This is a genomic window from Streptomyces sp. NPDC046831 (assembly GCF_040645305.1).
In the GTDB taxonomy this organism is placed as follows: domain Bacteria; phylum Actinomycetota; class Actinomycetes; order Streptomycetales; family Streptomycetaceae; genus Streptomyces.
Genome location: NZ_JBEYXZ010000014.1, coordinates 84,256 through 100,881, shown reverse-complemented (window position 1 = coordinate 100,881; position 16,626 = coordinate 84,256). Strand labels below are relative to the sequence as shown.

At 73.9% G+C, this 16,626-nt stretch carries 15 protein-coding genes; 6 read left to right on the top strand and 9 right to left on the bottom strand.

All coding sequences use genetic code 11. The features are described 5' to 3' along the window. Positions 1–316: 316 nt before the first annotated feature. Together ABZ920_RS15085 and ABZ920_RS15080 are read right to left on the bottom strand one after the other, a co-directional pair. Positions 317–1,174 (bottom strand): PHP domain-containing protein, encoded by an 858-nt coding sequence (locus tag ABZ920_RS15085; protein ID WP_361503780.1) that lies wholly within the window; start codon positions 1,172–1,174, stop codon positions 317–319. Positions 1,175–1,337: 163 nt separating this feature from the next. Next, entirely contained in the window at positions 1,338–1,979 is a 642-nt protein-coding gene (locus tag ABZ920_RS15080) for a DUF6758 family protein (protein WP_361503777.1), read from the bottom strand. A 404-nt stretch (positions 1,980–2,383) separates the two neighbouring features. On the opposite strand from ABZ920_RS15080, the gene ABZ920_RS15075 reads away from it, so the two are divergent. Then, positions 2,384–3,637 (top strand): MFS transporter, encoded by a 1,254-nt coding sequence (locus ABZ920_RS15075; RefSeq protein ID WP_361503774.1) that lies wholly within the window; start codon positions 2,384–2,386, stop codon positions 3,635–3,637. A 50-nt stretch (positions 3,638–3,687) separates the two neighbouring features. Here ABZ920_RS15075 and ABZ920_RS15070 read toward each other — a convergent pair whose 3' ends face one another. Next, positions 3,688–4,272, bottom strand: coding sequence for a suppressor of fused domain protein (locus tag ABZ920_RS15070; RefSeq protein ID WP_361503771.1), 585 nt, complete (start codon positions 4,270–4,272; stop codon positions 3,688–3,690). A gap of 492 nt (positions 4,273–4,764) precedes the next feature. On the opposite strand from ABZ920_RS15070, the gene ABZ920_RS15065 reads away from it, so the two are divergent. Further along, on the top strand, positions 4,765–5,880 hold the full coding sequence (locus ABZ920_RS15065; RefSeq protein WP_361503768.1) for a magnesium and cobalt transport protein CorA: 1,116 nt from the start codon (positions 4,765–4,767) through the stop codon (positions 5,878–5,880). Positions 5,881–5,902: 22 nt separating this feature from the next. Next, the gene (locus ABZ920_RS15060; protein WP_361503765.1) at positions 5,903–6,415 is read left to right on the top strand and encodes a hypothetical protein; all 513 of its coding nucleotides are present in this window, start codon (positions 5,903–5,905) and stop codon (positions 6,413–6,415) included. Between the two features lie 56 nt (positions 6,416–6,471). Here the strand turns inward: ABZ920_RS15060 and ABZ920_RS15055 are convergent, their stop codons facing one another. Continuing rightward, a complete protein-coding gene (locus ABZ920_RS15055; protein ID WP_361503762.1) occupies positions 6,472–7,215 on the bottom strand; it encodes a hypothetical protein in 744 nt (247 codons plus the stop codon). A 220-nt stretch (positions 7,216–7,435) separates the two neighbouring features. Here ABZ920_RS15055 and ABZ920_RS15050 point away from each other — a divergent pair, with 220 nt between their 5' ends. The 3 genes from ABZ920_RS15050 to ABZ920_RS15040 are packed head-to-tail and all read left to right on the top strand — an operon-like array spanning position 7,436 to position 10,484. Then, positions 7,436–8,719, top strand: coding sequence for a CBS domain-containing protein (locus ABZ920_RS15050; RefSeq protein ID WP_361503760.1), 1,284 nt, complete (start codon positions 7,436–7,438; stop codon positions 8,717–8,719). After that, positions 8,709–9,308, top strand: coding sequence for a DUF1003 domain-containing protein (locus ABZ920_RS15045; RefSeq protein WP_361503757.1), 600 nt, complete (start codon positions 8,709–8,711; stop codon positions 9,306–9,308). The genes ABZ920_RS15050 and ABZ920_RS15045 overlap by 11 nt, the downstream gene beginning before the upstream one ends. 42 nt (positions 9,309–9,350) lie before the next feature. Next, complete coding sequence (locus ABZ920_RS15040; protein WP_361503754.1) at positions 9,351–10,484, top strand: Mrp/NBP35 family ATP-binding protein; 1,134 nt, start codon at positions 9,351–9,353, stop codon at positions 10,482–10,484. A gap of 762 nt (positions 10,485–11,246) precedes the next feature. Here the strand turns inward: ABZ920_RS15040 and ABZ920_RS15035 are convergent. The 5 genes from ABZ920_RS15035 to sigE all read right to left on the bottom strand — a co-directional run bounded on the left by ABZ920_RS15035 (position 11,247) and on the right by sigE (position 16,584). Then, a complete protein-coding gene (locus ABZ920_RS15035; protein ID WP_361503751.1) occupies positions 11,247–11,918 on the bottom strand; it encodes a hypothetical protein in 672 nt (223 codons plus the stop codon). A gap of 244 nt (positions 11,919–12,162) precedes the next feature. Then, positions 12,163–12,591: a sec-independent translocase gene (locus ABZ920_RS15030; protein WP_361503748.1), complete on the bottom strand. Its 429-nt coding sequence runs from the start codon at positions 12,589–12,591 to the stop codon at positions 12,163–12,165. 179 nt (positions 12,592–12,770) lie between these two features. Then, entirely contained in the window at positions 12,771–14,732 is a 1,962-nt protein-coding gene (locus ABZ920_RS15025) for a trypsin-like peptidase domain-containing protein (RefSeq protein ID WP_361503746.1), read from the bottom strand. A gap of 131 nt (positions 14,733–14,863) precedes the next feature. After that, the gene (locus tag ABZ920_RS15020; protein ID WP_361503743.1) at positions 14,864–15,886 is read right to left on the bottom strand and encodes a zf-HC2 domain-containing protein; all 1,023 of its coding nucleotides are present in this window, start codon (positions 15,884–15,886) and stop codon (positions 14,864–14,866) included. After that, positions 15,883–16,584 carry an RNA polymerase sigma factor SigE gene (gene sigE, locus ABZ920_RS15015; RefSeq protein WP_361503889.1) on the bottom strand — a complete coding sequence of 234 codons (702 nt, stop codon included), beginning with the start codon at positions 16,582–16,584 and terminating at the stop codon, positions 15,883–15,885. The genes ABZ920_RS15020 and sigE overlap by 4 nt, the downstream gene beginning before the upstream one ends. Positions 16,585–16,626 lie beyond the last annotated feature (42 nt).

The following is a 16,626-nucleotide window of genomic DNA, read 5'->3' as shown; positions in this document are numbered from 1 at the left end:
CAGGAGGGTGACGTGATGGTGGGGCGCGGCCCGGCCGGTCCCCTGACCCCCAGCCCCCTGCCCGCTTCATGCGGGCGACCCGGTCACCGCCGACCGGGCTTCCGGGCCCGCACCGTCCGGGCGTCGGAGGCTGCGGTCACGGGGTTTCCGGCTCGCGAGCGCACAGATCTGCCCGCGAGGGGGCGTAGGACCGGGCGCGACGGGACGTGGGGCCCGCCGAGCCGGGAGGCCGGGGGACCCACCGGGGGGCAGAAACCCCACCGGTCCGGGCCCGGGCCGCGCGTGCCGGCGCCGGAGGGGCCGCCGGCCTGCGGACTCAGGCCCCGCCGGTCCCCGGCACCGGGAACGCCCCGGTCGCCCGCCGGGTGATCTCCCCGTAGACCTCGGGGTCCGTCGCGTACTCGCCGAGCGCGACGGTCTTCCGGCTGCCGTGGTAGTCGCTGGACCCGGTCGCGAGCAGTCCCAGCTCCTTCGCCAGGCCGCGCAGCCGCGCGCGTGTGTCGGGGTCGTGGTCCATGTGGTCGACCTCGATGCCGTCGAGCCCGGCCGCCGCCATCTCGGCGATCGAGGACTCCGGCACCGTCCGGCCCCGCTTGGCGGCCGCCGGATGCGCGAACACGCAGACCCCGCCCGCGTTCTTGACCAGCCGGATCGCCTCGAAGGGGTCCGTCTCGTGCTTCTGCACGTGCGCCCGGCCGCCGTCGGCCAGCCAGTCGGCCGTGAAGGCGTCACTCACGGTCGGCACGACGCCCAGCTCGACGAGGGCGGAGGCCACGTGCGGCCGGCCCACGGAACCGCCGCCGGCGATCCGTGCGACCTGCTCCCAGGTGACCGGCACGCCCAGCGCGTTCAGCTTGGCGATCATGGCCTTGGCCCGCGGCACCCGGTCGTCGCGCACCAGCTCGCGCTCGGCGAGCAGCGCGGGCTCCTCGGGGTCGAAGAGGTAGGCCAGCAGGTGCATGCTGACGCCGTCGAGACGGCAGGACAGCTCGGCACCGGTGACGAGGGTCAGCCCCCCGGGCAGCGCGGCGAGCGCCTCGGCGTGCCCGCGGGTGGTGTCGTGATCGGTGAGCGCGACCACGTCCAGGCCGGCCGCGGCCGCCTTGCGCACCAGCTCGGCGGGGGTGTCCGTACCGTCGGACGCGGTGGAGTGGGTGTGCAGGTCGATACGCACGACGGACTCCAGGCGGTGACGGGGCGGAAGGGACACCCCAGCATAACGGGAGCCGGGAGACGCCCTGTCACACCCGCTGCCCCGCTGCGCCCCCTACAGCGCAGCCCCGCGCGCATCCGGAACCGGCCGCAGGCCCCGACGCCACGGAGCCCCCAGGTGGGCCCTACGGCTCCAGCAGCCGCGGAGACAGCGCCCCGCACGGCACCAGGTCCAGCTCGGCCCCCGCGTCCCGCAGGTCGGCCAGCACCAGTTCGTCGTACATGAGCATCCCCGACTGCTCCGGCCACACCACCGCCCACAGCCACAGTCCGCGCGCCTCGCCGGCGAAGACGGCGCGGTCGTCGGGGCTGCCGGTGACGAGCCACAGCGGCGTCGGGCGCCCGCCGGCCAGCACCTTGACCTGCGGCGGCTTCTCGACGTTCATGTACGGACCCGGGTCGGGCCCGGCGATGCCCGCGTACCGCGCGCCGAGCCCCACGCCGAGCTCCTCGGCCACCAGGACCAGCTCGCCCATCCCGCCGAGCGGTCCCGGCCCCGAGCACGCCACGGCCGTGGCACGGCCGCCGCTGCGGTCGTCGCCGGCGGAGGCCACCCCTGTGAACAGCCAGCCGACCGGCAGGGGCCACGGCATCCACACCGGCACGTGCGCGCGGCTCACCACGACACTGAGCGCCTCGACGCTGGGCGGGATCACGGGCTGCAGCGGATGCACGGGCCCGTGCACCTCGCACTGCCAGGAATCACTGAAGAGTCCGGGAGCCCTGACCCGGCCACCGCACCTCGGGCAACTGGGTTCGCCCCTCATAGGCCCCCACGGTCCTACCCGAGATGCGCCACGTCAAGGACGATCACCCGTCCGGCGGGGAGAACCGTCCACGCTCCGCCCCGCCGCCCGCCGCCGCCCGGCCCCCCACCCGAGCCACCCGAGCGCGCCGGGTCCGCCACCACGGCCCGGCCCGCCACCCGGGTCGCCCGAGCGCGCGCCGGTCCACCACCCGGACCCGACCGCCGGCGCGGCCTCGACCCCCACCGGGCCCGCCCGCCCGGCTCGATCCCGCCGGCCGCAGCGCGACCCCCCAGCGGCCACGCCCCGCCGGGAAACAAACTAGATGGCACTTGCATTCATTAGCCCAGCTAACTTATTGTGTGTAAACAGCAACGATTGCCGGGGAAGCCACTCCCGCACCCCCGATCCCGAATGGAGCAGGCATGGACACCAAGACAGGAGAGCCCTCCGACGGCGACCCCTTCGACGCGGGCGCGGGCAGCATCCTGCGTCAGCCCAAGGCCGTCTGGGCGACCGCCGGCGCGTCCGTCGTCGCGTTCATGGGCATCGGACTGGTCGACCCGATCCTGCCGTCCATCGCCCAGGGCCTGCACGCCACCGCCAGCCAGGTCTCCCTGCTCTTCACCTCGTACTTCCTGATCACCGCCTTCGCGATGCTGCTGACCGGCTTCGTCTCCAGCCGCATCGGCGGCCGCAGGACCCTGCTGCTGGGCCTCGCCCTCGTCGTGGTCTTCGCCGCGCTCGCGGGCACCTCGGACTCGGTCGGCCAGCTGGTCGGCTACCGGGCCGGCTGGGGCCTCGGCAACGCGCTCTTCGTCTCCACCGCCCTCGCCGTCATCGTCGGCGCGGCGGCCGGCGGCAGCGCCGCGGCGATCCTGCTGTACGAGTCCGCGCTCGGCCTCGGCATGGCCTGCGGCCCGCTGCTCGGCGCGCTGCTCGGCGACGCCAGCTGGCGCTACCCGTTCTTCGGCACCGCGTTCCTGATGGCCGTCGGCTTCCTGTGCATCACGGCGTTCCTCAAGGAGCAGCCGAAGCCGGCCCGCAAGACCTCGCTGCTCGACCCGGTCCGGGCGCTCGGCCACGGCGGACTCGCCTCGGCGGCGGTCTCGGCGTTCTTCTACAACTACACGTTCTTCACCGTGCTGGCCTTCACGCCGTTCGTGCTGAACATGACCCCGTACAAGTCGGGAGGGGTGTTCTTCGCCTGGGGCGTGCTGCTGGCGGTCTTCTCGGTGATCGTGGCGCCGCGCCTGCAGGAGCGGTTCGGCTCGCTGAAGGTGCTGGGCGGCTCGCTGGTGCTGCTGGCGGCCGACGTGGTGGTCCTCGGCTACGGCGACCACACCACCGCCGTCGTCTGCACGATCCTGTCCGGCGCCTTCATCGGCGTGAACAACACCGTCTACACCGAGCTGGCCCTCGGCGTGTCGGACGCGCCGCGCCCGGTGGCCAGCGCCGGCTACAACTTCGTGCGCTGGTTCGCGGCGGCGGCCGCGCCGTACCTCGCGCCGAAGATCGAGGAGTGGACCGACCTCCACGTCCCGTTCGTGGTGGCCGGGGTCACGGCGGTGCTCGGCGCGCTGGTCGTCCTCGTCCGGCGCCGCGCGCTCACCCACGAGGCGGAGGAGCTCCAGCCGCAGCACGCCACGCAGGACGGCGTCACGGTGTTCGCCGAGTAGCCGGCCGACCGCCAACCGGCGTCTTCCCCGGGGGCCTTCGGTGAGCCTGCTCACTCCAGCGGGACGGACGTCCGGGTGGGATCCCGCAGGTCCGTCCCGTGCGTCAGCCAGCGCTCCTGGAGGGCCTGGGCACCGTGCACCCGCTTCCAGGCGGCCTCGTTCGGGGTCATCGGCAGCAGCGGCAGGAACCGTACGGGATCCAGCGGCTCGTCCAGCGCCAGGTCCTCGACCAGTCCGCCCGGTTCGGCGACGAGGACCGAGGTGAAGGGCGCGCCGGGCCACAGCGGGTCGCCCACGTCCAGCGAGGCGCCGGGGGCCACGACCACTCCCTCGACCTGCGGGGACGCGGCGAGCACGGCGAGCGGACGGAGCACCTTGTCGGTCTCGGCGCGGCCGGGGCGGACGGAGAGGACCAGCTCGGCGCGCGGCCCCTTGACGGGGTCGGCGAGCATCGCCGTGGGGTCCGCCATGGGCTGGGCGGACATGCCGAGGGTGGCGTAGCGGACGATGTCCCCCTCGTGGAACCGCAGGACCTCGATCCGGTCCGCGCCCAGGAAGGTGACGGCGGCACGCGCGTCCGGCTCGCCCAGCGCGGAACGCAACCGGGCCTCGACCAGAGGAAGAACATCTGCCATGCGGCGAGCATAGAACTCGTCAGCAGCGGGCAAAGCTGCGCCTTGACACATCAGTCGGCTGATAGTCTTGCCCGGTGGTTTTGGGGCAGCCCGCAGAAGCGGTGCGCATCGAGTCCCGACACCGTTGATTTTCCCCTGTAGGGGCACCCTTTTCAGCAAGGGCGTGGATCGTCCCTCACGAGGGACCGGCCGGAGGAGGTGGGGCTGTCATGGATCGAAGTCGACCGTGCAGTACCACCCGCTCTTCCGGCCGCTGATGCACCGTTCGGGTTTTTTCCGGCTGCCGCCTCTCGCATCCGTGCCACCACGGAAGAGCACTTCGTTTCGTTTTGCCTGATCTGTCTGATCTGTCAGTAGCGAACCCCGCTACCGCGACGGTGCGGTGCTCCCCGCTTTGTGGACGTGTCAAACATGCGGAGTCTGAACGTCCTCATTCCGGGCAGTTCCAGCCGTCGTAGCGGCCTTTCGTTGCTCGCTGCGAAGGAGCCTGCCATGTCGATGATCCGTGACCTGCGTGCCGCGGTCCGCCCCACCCGTCCGGCGCCGCGCAAGGACACCGGCACGTACGACACCACGCGCGACCCGGCGACGCCGTCGGCCGTCGTCGACTGCGCGGTCTACCGCGACGGGGCCCGCGTCCAGACGGACGCGCCGCTCGGGCCGCACGAGGCGATGCGCCTGGTGCGGCGCGACGGGGGCTTCGTCTGGATCGGGCTGCACGAGCCGACGCAGGAGGAGTTCGCCGGTATCGCCCGTGAGTTCGGGCTGCACCCGCTGGCCGTCGAGGACGCGGTCCAGGCGCACCAGCGGCCGAAGCTGGAGCGGTACGACGACTCGCTGTTCACCGTCTTCAAGACGATCCACTACGTCGACCACGACCGGCTCACCGCCAACAGCGAGGTCGTCGAGACCGGCGAGGTGATGTGCTTCACCGGCCGGGACTTCTTCATCACCGTCCGGCACGGCGGCCAGGGCTCGCTGCGGTCGCTGCGGCACCGGCTGCAGGAGGACCCGGAGCTGCTGGCCAGGGGCCCGTCGGCCGTCCTGCACGCCATCGCCGACCACGTCGTCGACGGCTACATCGCGGTCGCCGACGCGCTGCAGGACGACATCGACGAGGTGGAGACGGAGGTCTTCTCGCCGGGGCGCAAGGGCACGCCGCGCGGCACGGACGCCGGGCGCATCTACCAACTCAAGCGCGAGATCCTGGAGTTCAAGCGGGCGGTGTCGCCGTTGCTGCGGCCCATGCAGCTGCTGAGCGAGCGTCCGATGCGGCTGATCGACCCCGACATCCAGAAGTACTTCCGGGACGTCGCCGACCACCTGGCCCGGGTGCAGGAGCAGGTCGTGGGCTTCGACGAACTGCTGAACTCGATCCTGCAGGCCAACCTCGCGCAGGCCTCCGTGGCGCAGAACGAGGACATGCGGAAGATCACCTCGTGGGCCGCGATCATCGCCGTGCCGACGATGGTGTGCGGGGTGTACGGCATGAACTTCGAGCACATGCCCGAACTGCACTGGCGGTACGGCTACCCGGTGATCATGAGCATCACGGTCGCCATCTGTCTGGGCATCCACCGCACGCTGAAGCGGAACGGCTGGCTGTGAGCCGGCTCGTTACCCTTCTTCCATGACTAGCGAGCTGCTCGGCCAGGCCCTCGTCGAGGAGGCCACCAAGAAGTCCGGCCTCATCTGGGTCAAGGGCCCCGCCGGCCCGGCCCGCGCCCTCTGGCACGTCTGGCACGAGGGCGCGGCGTGCCTGGTCGGCGACGGACCCGGTGAGCAGCCGCTGCCCGGTCTGGCCGACGGCGCCGAGGCCGAGGTGACCGTGCGCAGCAAGGACAAGGGCGGCCGGCTGGTCGTGTGGACCGCGCGGGTCGTGGAACTGGCGCCGGACTCCGAGGCGTGGCAGGCGGCCGTGGCCGACCTGAAGGGCAAGCGCCTGAACGCGCCCGACGGCGAGGCGATCACGCAGCGGTGGGCCCGCGAGTGCCGGGTGCTGCGGCTGGAGCCGGAGGGGACGACGCATCCGCTGCCCGAGGGCTCGCTGGCCGCGGCGCCGGTGCCGACGCCGGCGACGACCCGGCGACCCGTCCCCGCTGGACTGCCGCGGCTGCTGCTGAAGCGGCGCCGGCGGAAGTAGCGCGAGCGCCGGGACGGCTCCGCTGCCGGGACCGTCGGACTGTCCGGGCGGCCGGTTCAGGACGTCGGCAGCTGCTTGCCGTAGTCGACCGTGTCGCTCTTCTCCGGCTCCCGCAGGGGGAAGTCCCTGCCCCAGTCCGAGAAGGTCAGCGTGCCCGCGCCTCCCGCGCGCACCAGGCGCAGCGGGTACGGCCTGCCCTCCAGGGAGACGTCGAGGGTCCCGCCGGAGCCCTGGTCGCCGGTGACACGGACCGTGCGCACGCCGGACTGCTTGTGTCGGCCGTCCGTCGCCAGCGTGCCGTGCAGCGTCAGCAGGCCGTCGAGGAGGACGGTCTTGTCCGTGAAGCCGCTGAACTTCCTGTACGCGGGATCGTCCTGCGGCACCTTCACGTACTTGCCGTCGAGCTTGTCGGCCGCCCCGGTGTCGCCGCCGCCGTCGGCGTGGTTCCAGAACTCGGCGTCCGCCTTCAGATAGAGCTGGGACCCGATCCTCAGCAGCCCGAACGTCGCCCCCTGCGAGGTGACCGAGCCGGAGCCGCCGCCGGACTTCAGGCGCATGTCGATGCGGTACGTGCGGCCGTTGGTGACCACGTTCCCGGACAGGTGCACGGCGTCGGCGGTGTCCGCGGCCGCCCGGGTGCGGGACTGGATCTGCGCGGCCGGCAGCTTGCCGACGCCGTTCGTGCCGGCGTCCGGGTCCTCCCCGGCGCATCCCGTCAGCGCGGTCCCCGTGACGACCAGAGCGCACACCGCGCTCGTCAGCGCGGACCGGCGGGCACGGCCCTGGGGCATCGCAGTCACAGGTGAGGCTGCCTTTCTGACGGGTGTCCTGAGCGGCGTACGGCAGCGTACCGGGGTCGCCCGGGCCGGGCGGAGCCAGATCGTCCGCACCGCCCACCAGCGCGTATCCGAAGAGGACGGGCTAGCCTGAAGCCCACCTCAGCGGGCAATCGGGAAACGACGCCCACGACACACGTCGGGCACCAAACGCATCACGGAGCACACAAAAGGAGGCGCGGACATGGCAGCGGGCACCCCCCGCATCTTCGTCTCCCACCTCGCCGGCGTCGCCGTCTTCGATCCGGCGGGCGACCAGGTCGGGCGGGTGCGCGATCTCGTCGTCATGCTGCGCGTCGGACGCCGGCCGCCCCGCCTGCTCGGGCTGGTGGTCGAACTCCCCACCCGGCGCCGCATCTTCCTGCCCATGACCCGGGTGACCAGCGTCGAGTCCGGTCAGATCATCACCACGGGCGTGCTCAACGTCCGGCGCTTTGAGCAGCGGCCCACCGAGCGGCTCGTCTTCGGTGAGCTGTTCGACCGGCGGGTGATGCTGGTGGAGACGGGCGAGGAGGTGACGGTCCTGGACGTGTCGGTGCAGCAGCTGCCCGCCCGCCGGGACTGGGAGGTCGACCGCGTCTTCGTGCGCAAGGGCCGCAAGGGCGGTGCCCTGCGGCGTGCCGGGGGCGAGACGCTGACGGTGGAGTGGTCCGCGGTGACCGGTTTCTCCCTGGAGGAGCACGGCCAGGGGGCGGAGAACCTGCTCGCCACCTTCGAGCAGCTGCGCCCCGCCGACCTCGCCAACGTGCTGCACCACCTGTCCCCCAAGCGGCGCACCGAGGTCGCCGCCGCCCTCGACGACGACCGTCTGGCCGACGTCCTGGAGGAGCTCCCCGAGGACGACCAGATCGAGATCCTCGGCAAGCTGAAGGAGGAACGCGCCGCCGACGTCCTGGAGGCGATGGACCCCGACGACGCGGCCGACCTGCTCGGCGAGCTGCCGGAGGCGGACAAGGAGCGCCTGCTGAGCCTGATGCAGCCCTCCGACGCGGCCGACATGCGCCGGCTGATGTCGTACGAGGAGCACACGGCCGGCGGCCTGATGACGACGGAGCCGATCGTGCTGCGTCCGGACGCGACGGTCGCCGACGCCCTGGCCCGCGTCCGCAACCCCGACCTCTCCCCCTCGCTCGCCGCCCAGGTCTACGTCTGCCGCCCGCCCGACGAGACACCGACCGGCAAGTACCTGGGCACCGTGCACTTCCAGCGTCTGCTGCGCGATCCGCCGTACACCCTGGTCAGCTCCCTGGTCGACCAGGAGCTGCAGTCGCTGGCGCCGGACGCCGAGCTGCCGGTCGTCGCGGGGTTTTTCGCCACGTACGACATGGTCGCCGCGCCCGTCGTCGACGAGGCCGGATCGCTGCTCGGCGCGGTCACCGTGGACGACGTCCTCGACCACATGCTGCCCGAGGACTGGCGGGAGACGGAGTTCCACCTGGACGAGGGGGCGGGTACCGATGGCTCCTGAGCGCGAGGGCACCCGCGAGCGCCAGCCGGCCGGGGCCACGGCCACGCACCGGCCGCGGGTGCCCCGGCTGGACCAGCCGGGCCCGCGCCGACGCCGACTGCTGCCCGAGTACGACCCGGAGGCCTTCGGACGGCTGTCGGAGCGCATCGCGCGGTTCCTGGGGACCGGGCGGTTCATCGTCTGGATGACGTTCGTGATCATCGCGTGGCTGACGTGGAACCTGACCGCGCCGCCCCACCTGCGCTTCGACCCGTACCCCTTCATCTTCCTGACGCTGATGCTGTCCCTGCAGGCCTCCTACGCCGCCCCGCTCATCCTGCTCGCGCAGAACCGGCAGGACGACCGCGACCGGGTCAACCTGGAGCAGGACCGCAGGCAGAACGAGCGGTCGATCGCCGACACGGAGTACCTGACCCGGGAGATCGCCGCGCTGCGCATGGGCCTCGGCGAGGTGGCGACCCGCGACTGGATCCGCTCGGAGCTGCAGGACCTGGTCAAGGAGCTGGACGAACTGCGGGTCGACGGCCATCGCCCGGCCGGCGTATTCCCGGCGGAACACCCACGCGGACGTGACGCGGACGACCACTGACGGGGGTCCCGGCGCCGCCACCGCGCGCCGTACCATCGTCCTATGGTTACGGAAGACGCGGTGCGCGAAGCGCTGGCGACGGTTGACGACCCCGAGATCCACCGGCCCATCACCGAGCTGGGGATGGTCAAATCGGTCGACATCGGCGCGGACGGTGCGGTCGCGGTCACCGTGTACCTGACGGTCTCCGGCTGCCCGATGCGCGAGACGATCACCCAGCGGGTGACCGGCGCGGTCTCGCGTGTCGAGGGTGTCACCCGGGTCGACGTCGCGCTGGACGTGATGAGCGACGAGCAGCGCCGCGAGCTGGCGGCCGCGCTGCGCGGCGGCCAGGCCGAGCGCGAGGTCCCCTTCGCCAGGCCGGGCAACCTCACCCGCGTGTACGCGGTGGCCTCCGGCAAGGGCGGCGTCGGCAAGTCGTCGGTCACGGTGAACCTGGCGGCGGCGATGGCGGCGGACGGCCTGAAGGTCGGTGTCGTGGACGCCGACATCTACGGCCACAGCGTGCCGCGCATGCTGGGCGCCGACGGGCGTCCCACCCAGGTCGAGAACATGATCATGCCGCCGTCCGCGAACGGCGTGAAGGTCATCTCCATCGGCATGTTCACCCCGGGCAACGCGCCGGTGGTCTGGCGCGGCCCGATGCTCCACCGCGCGCTGCAGCAGTTCCTGGCGGACGTGTACTGGGGCGACCTGGACGTCCTGCTGCTCGACCTCCCGCCGGGCACGGGCGACATCGCGATCTCCGTCGCCCAGCTCATCCCGAACGCGGAGATCCTGGTCGTCACCACGCCGCAGCAGGCGGCGGCCGAGGTGGCCGAGCGGGCCGGCTCCATCGCCGTGCAGACCCACCAGAAGATCGTGGGCGTGGTCGAGAACATGTCCGGCCTGCCCTGCCCGCACTGCGGCGAGATGGTCGACGTCTTCGGCACGGGCGGCGGCCAGATGGTCGCCGACGGCCTGACGCGGACCACCGGTGCGACGGTGCCGGTCCTCGGCTCCATCCCGATCGACGTCCGCCTGCGCGAGGGCGGTGACGAGGGCAAGCCGGTGGTCCTGACGGACCCGGAGTCCCCGGCCGGCTCCGCCCTGCGGGCGATCGCGGGCAAGCTCGGCGGACGGCAGCGGGGGCTCGCGGGGCTGTCGCTGGGCATCACCCCGAGGAACAAGTTCTGACACCGCCACGACGAGGGGGCGCCGTTCCACCGGAACGGCGCCCCCTCGTCGCATGCGTTGCCCGGCCGCGCGCGGGCGGGCGGCGCGAGCGCGGGCCCTCCTCCGGCGGCACGCACTCGCACGGCTTGTCGTAGGCCCCTTGTCCGCGTCATGCGGGCGGGCGGCCGGAGCAGGCCCTTCTCCGGCAGCAGGCAAGCGGTCGGCCCGTCGCGGAACCCTCTCCTGCATCGCGCCTTCGGTCAGTCCGTCGTGCGCCGGTCTTCCGGCGGCACGCAGGCGGGTGGCCCGACGCCACACAGGCGGGCGGTCGTCCCAGGCCTTTCGCCGGCATCGCGCGTGCGGTCAGCCGGCGTGAGCCTTCCTCCGGCGCCGCGAACACGGGTCAGCCCGGCGCGGGCCTTCTCCGGCGCCGCGGACGCCCGTGGGCGGTCCGTGACGGGTCCGGCCGCCCCCGGCGTCCTGTGCGCGCGGGCCGCGCCCGGTGCGCAGCCGGGCCCGCCCGGCCCGACGGGCCTCCGGCCTCTCCGGACGTCCCCACGCCGCGCCAGGCGCCGTGCGGCGGGCGCGGCAGCCGTGGGTGCGGGCGGCCTGCTCAGGACCCCGCCTGGCGCCGCCGGCCGGTGCCGCCGCGCGGTGCCTCCCGGCACGGCCGCGGATCCAGCACGGGCCGGAACGTGGCAGCGGAGCACCGGCCGGCCCGACGGCTGAGGGCAGCGGCCGGCCCGGGGGACCGCCTCGACGTCCCGGCGGTCCCCCGGAGCGTCAGGCGTACGCCGCGATGTCCTTGACGACCGCGAAGCCGAGACCGTACGCGCTCATGCCCCGCCCGTACGCACCCACGTGCACACCCTGGGGCGTCGACCCGGCCAGCACCCAGCCGAACTCGGACTCCCGGTAGTGGAAGGACGTGGGGACGCCGTCCACGGGCAGCGACAGCGTCGACCACGCCGGGCCCGACAGGTCGTCGGCCAGCACCCACGCCGTCTCGGTCTGCTGCTCCAGCCAGTCGTCACGCAGGCTGTGGTCCATCTGGCCCGGCCAGGTGAAGGACAGCAGCCCCACCCCGGCGAGCCAGGCCGCCGAGGACACCGAGGTGGCCTCCAGCAGGCCGGTGCCGTCCGCGCTGCGGCGCACCGGGTTGGCCGCGACGGTGACCACGACCGCGAACTTCTCCCTGGGCTCGTTCGGCGCCGCGGCCAGGTGCTCGTTGCGCACGGACGGCTCGTCGCCGTGCCCGATGGAACCGTGCTCCACCACCCCGTCGGCCGAGGTGCCGACCTGCATCAGCCAGCGCGGCCCCGTGAAGGCCTCGTCGAGGCCGTACCACGGGAAGGGCGCCAGCAGGTAGCCGTCGACCGCACGCCGGCCGGAGGGGACCTGTTGTCCGCCTTCCGCGGCCGGCGTCTGCGCGACTGCCCGACTCGTCGTCTCCATGTTCCCGGACGCCTCCTCGCTCTCGTCGGACCGGTCGGCCCGCCCCCCTTCGGGCGTACTCGTCCGGTCCGCACAACAACTCGGCAGCATATCGAGCCCGCCGCGGGCAGCCGGGAACGCGCTCGGCGCGTGGCTCGCGGGAACGAAGGGTTCCGGCCGCGCGCGGCGGCCGCGGGACATGAGACGCGTCACGTCCGGCGGCGCGGCACCGCCCGTGACGTGCGGCGCCGGCGGCGCAGGGGGCTCAGGTCGCGTCCGCGTCGAAGGGCGGGCGCTCGGCCGGGGCCGGGACCTCGGGCTTCTTGGTCATGTCGATCCGGCCGCCGGACGGGGCCGCCGGCGCGTCGGATTCGCGGCTGTGGACCGCGTCCGTGACCTCGGCCATCTCCTTCTTCAGGTCGAAGCCGTTGCGGATCTCCTTCAGACCCAGGTCCTCGTTGTCCAGGTGCTTGCGGATGAACGTCTTGGGGTTGAGGTCCTCGAACTCGAAGTCCTTGAACTCGGGGCCGAGCTCGCTGCGGATGTCCTGCTTGGCGCTCTCCGAGAACTCTCGGATCTTCCGGATCGTGCGCATGACGTCCTGGATGACCTTCGGGAGCTTGTCCGGACCGAACACGAGCACGGCCAGGACGACGAGCGTCACCAGCTCGAGCGGTCCTATGTCATTGAACACCTGAAGCTCCTTGCGATGTCCTCGGTCCGCGGCCCTCGGTGGTCCCTGCGGTCTTCCGTGGTCCGGGCCGGGTCCACGGTACCCGCCGCACATGGCCGGCGGGTACCGTGCCGCCGCGCCCTGGCTGCGTGTACACCGGGGGTTTCCGGCCCGTACGCCCGGCGCGGTGGCCCGCCGGGTCAGTCGCCGCCCGAGGACCCGAGTACGAGCGAGAGCGTCCGCCGCCTCCCGTCGCGCTCGACCGTCAGCTCCAGCCGGTCGCCGGGGCGGTGCGCGCGGGTCCTGACGATCAGCTCCTCCCCGGTGTGCACGGGCCGGCCGTCCACCGCGGTGATGACGTCGCCCGCCCTGATGCCCGCCTCGGCGCCGGGCCCGCGCGGGGTCACCGGGGCTCCCCCGCCGCGGCTCCCGGCGGCGACCCGGGCGCCGTCGCCGGTGTACGCCATGTCGAGGGTGACACCGATCACCGGGTGGGTCGCCCGGCCGGTGTTGATCAGCTCCTCGGCGACGCGCCTGGCCTGGTTGACGGGGATGGCGAAGCCGAGCCCGATGGAGCCGGCCTGCCCGTCCTGCACGTCGGCACCACTGCCGGCGGACCGGATCGCGGAGTTGACGCCGACGACCCGGCCCCGCGCGTCCAGCAGGGGGCCTCCGGAGTTGCCGGGGTTGATGGGGGCGTCGGTCTGCAGGGCGTCGACGTACGACACGTCGGTGCCGTCGCCCTTCTCGCCGCCCGCCGTGATGGGCCGTTCCTTGGCGCTGATGATGCCGGACGTGACGGTGTTGGCCAGGTCGAAGGGGGCACCGATGGCGACGACCGGGTCGCCCACCCGCACGTTGTCGGAGTTGCCCAGCGGCACGGGGGTCAGGCCGCGGACCCCGTGGACCTGGACGACGGCGAGGTCGTAGCCGGAGTCCCGGCCGACGATGCTCGCCCTGGCGGTCTGGCCGCCGCTGAAGGTCACGGATATCTCGCCGCCGGACGCCGCGGGCTCGACGACGTGGTTGTTGGTGAGGACGTGTCCGAGGCGGTCGAGCACGAAGCCGGTCCCGGTGCCCTGCTCGTCGGAGCCGGCGACGTGCAGGGTGACGACGCCGGGCAGCGCCCGGGCCGCGATCCCGGCGACGCTGTCCGGGGCCCGCCCGGCGGGCTCCTTCCCGGCCTGCGGCAGCCGCACGGCGCCGACGCCGCCGTTGCGCTCGACGTACGCCCCGACGAACCCGCCGGCACCACCGGAGACCAGCGCCAGCGCCAGAGCTCCGCCGAGGAGGGCCCGCCGGCGCCGTCGGCGCGGCGCCGGCACACCCGCAGCGTGCTGCTGGAGGGGGACGCGCAAGGGAGCGGCGGCCCAGGGGTCGTAGCGGCTCCACGGACCGCTGGACGCCGGACTGCCGGCGCCCGGGTCGGCAGGCACCGGACCGCTGGGTAGCGGACTGCCGACGGCGTCCGGCACCGGACCATTCGGCGGCGGACTGCCAACGGCCTCCGGCACCGGACCAGTCGGCGACGGAACGGCCGCAGCCAGGTCGGCAGGAACCGGACCACCCGGCGGCGGGCCGGCGGCGGCCAGGTCAGCCGGCACCGGACCGCTGAGCGGCGGGACGGCGGCACCCGGGGCCACAGGCACCGGACCGCTCGGCGGCGGACTACCGACGGCGTCCGGCACCGGACCATTCGGCGGCGGACTACCGACGGCGTCCGGCACCGGACCATTCGGCGGCGGACTGCCAACGGCCTCCGGCACCGGACCACTCGGCGACGGAACGGCCGCGGCCAGGTCGGCAGGCACCGGACCACCCGGCGGCGGGCCGGCGGCGGCCGGGTCGGCTGGTGCCGGGCCGGGCTGCGCGGTGGTCCCGGCGCCCGTTGCCGGGAGTGCGTCCAGGGGGCTGCCGTGGGGCTGGGGACCGCCGGCCTGGGCCGGCACGGTGGGTGGCACCGGCCCGGCGCACGGGTGCGGGCCGGGCGGGACCGGCCCGGCGTACAGCGCGGCCGAGCCGGGGGTCGCCTCGGCGTTCTCGTGCCGGATCGTTTCCCCGGCCCTCGGGGCCGGGGAAGAGCTCTCCGCCCGGTCCAGGCCCGGCCGGAACCGGCTCCACCACCTCGGCCGCGAGGACTCGGTGGGTTTCCCCTCGTTCATGTTCTCCCCACAACTGGCCGCGGCACGGCTCGTGGCGGCGACCGCACGTCGTCGACTCCGCGCCCCCACCACTGCCGAGGGCGCGACCACCCGGATTCAACCAGGTTCCCGGGCCGCCCAGCAGAGGACGGTCAGCGGATCTGGCGCGCCGCAGCGGGGTCCCCCGGGGGAGAGACGGAAGGGGACGGAGCGGCTGCCGTCTCGGGGACGGGGGCGGCCAGAATGCCTGGCGGCACGAACGGTGGGCGCGCGGACCAAGAGGTCAGGGCGACCGGTGGTGCCGTGGTGAGGGGGCGTATCAGCGGGGAGACGACGGCGGCGCCCGCGACGACCGGGGTGGTCAGCGTGTGCGTCACGTCCTCGGTCCGCCCGGCGGCCGGGGCCGGTACTCCGGGCAGCAGCGGCGCGGACGGTGCCGTCGGCGCCGTCGGTGCAGTCCTGCCGGGCACGCCCGGCCCCTGGGCCGACGGTGCTCCCGCCGACCGGCGCCGGGAGGAGTCGGGTGCCGTCGCCGCTCCCGTGCCCGCCGTGCGCGCCGGGGTCATGTTGCTGCCCGAGCGGGAGCCGCCGCGGGCCTCCGCGGCCGTGTCGCCGGCGGTGATGCCGGGGGCGACCCCGCCCAGCGCGATCGCGGCGAGCGACACCGCGCCGGCGGCGGCGAACGCGAGCCGCAGTCCCCGGGAGGAGGGCCGGTCGCCGTCGGGGCGGCCCACGGGGTGGATGCGGAAGCCGCGGTCCGCCGTGGCGGCCAGGGGCCCGTCGGCGTGCGGGCCGGCGGGGACGTAGCCGAAGGAGAACCGCCCGCCGCGCTCGACGTCAAAGGCGCCGGACCGCCCGGAGGAGCCGCCGATGCCGCCGAACGCTCCCCCGCCCAGCAGGGAGCCGCCGCCGTCCGTGCCGTCTCCCGCGGGGAGGCCCTGGAGCCGGGCCAGGAAACTCTCGGAGGGCGGGGGCGGGGCCGTCTCCGCGAAGACGTTCTTCAGCCGGCGCTGCGCGTCGACCTCCGCCTTGCACTTCGGGCAGGTGGCCACGTGTGCCAGGACGCGCTCGCGCGCCTCGTGACCGAGCTCTCCGTCGACCAGCGCGGAGAGGCGGTCTCCCAGGTGCTGTTCCGCGAGCTGCCCCGCGGCGGGATCGGGTCGGGAGCCACTCACGCGGACGCGCCCCCTCCCCCCAGTGCGGGGACGCGGGGCACGAACGACCGGCGCTCGGCACGGGCCTCGGGCGAGCGGTGCGCGAGCGCCTTGCGCAGCTGGGAGCGGCCGCGGTGGATACGGGAGCGGACCGTGCCGAGCTTGACGCCCAGCGTCGCGGCGATCTCCTCGTAGGACAGCCCCTCGATGTCGCACAGCACGACCGCGGCGCGGAACTCCGGCGCCAGGGTGTCGAGGGCCTGCTGGATGTCCGCGTCGAAGTGCGCGTCGTTGAAGAGCTGCTGCGGGGTGGGGTCCTTGCTGGCCAGCCGCTCGGCCGCGTCGTCGCCCAGCGCGTCGAAGCGGATGCGCTGCCGGCGGCGGACCATGTCGAGGAACAGGTTGGTGGTGATGCGGTGCAGCCAGCCCTCGAAGGTGCCCGGCGTGTACGTCGACAGGGAGCGGAAGACGCGCACGAACACCTCCTGCGTGAGGTCCTCGGCGTCGTGCTGGTTGCCGGTGAGGCGGTAGGCCAGGCGGTAGACGCGGCCGCTGTGGGTGCTGACGATCTCCTCCCAGGTGGGCGGAGTCCACGCCTGCCCGTCCGCGTCGGTGGCGAACGTCGCGGTCTGGGCGCGGTCGGCGGCGTGGCTCGGGTCAGCAGCGGTGTCGTTCACGGATTTCGGCCTGCCCGCCGACCCGAGGAAGCGCCGCAGCACTCCTCCCCGGTCCCCGGGTGCGGCCGCACCTCCCCTGTCGGC

Excerpts from the sequence above, each read along its gene's own strand:
- ABZ920_RS15080 (WP_361503777.1), bottom strand. The coding sequence starts at position 1,979 with ATGAGGGGCGAACCCAGTTGCCCGAGGTGCGGTGGCCGGGTCAGGGCT.
- ABZ920_RS15050 (WP_361503760.1), top strand. The coding sequence starts at position 7,436 with ATGGCAGCGGGCACCCCCCGCATCTTCGTCTCCCACCTCGCCGGCGTC.
- ABZ920_RS15045 (WP_361503757.1), top strand. The coding sequence starts at position 8,709 with ATGGCTCCTGAGCGCGAGGGCACCCGCGAGCGCCAGCCGGCCGGGGCC.
- ABZ920_RS15060 (WP_361503765.1), top strand. The coding sequence starts at position 5,903 with ATGACTAGCGAGCTGCTCGGCCAGGCCCTCGTCGAGGAGGCCACCAAG.
- ABZ920_RS15065 (WP_361503768.1), top strand. The coding sequence starts at position 4,765 with ATGTCGATGATCCGTGACCTGCGTGCCGCGGTCCGCCCCACCCGTCCG.
- ABZ920_RS15075 (WP_361503774.1), top strand. The coding sequence starts at position 2,384 with ATGGACACCAAGACAGGAGAGCCCTCCGACGGCGACCCCTTCGACGCG.
- ABZ920_RS15070 (WP_361503771.1), bottom strand. The coding sequence starts at position 4,272 with ATGGCAGATGTTCTTCCTCTGGTCGAGGCCCGGTTGCGTTCCGCGCTG.
- ABZ920_RS15025 (WP_361503746.1), bottom strand. The coding sequence starts at position 14,732 with ATGAACGAGGGGAAACCCACCGAGTCCTCGCGGCCGAGGTGGTGGAGC.
- ABZ920_RS15035 (WP_361503751.1), bottom strand. The coding sequence starts at position 11,918 with ATGGAGACGACGAGTCGGGCAGTCGCGCAGACGCCGGCCGCGGAAGGC.
- ABZ920_RS15040 (WP_361503754.1), top strand. The coding sequence starts at position 9,351 with ATGGTTACGGAAGACGCGGTGCGCGAAGCGCTGGCGACGGTTGACGAC.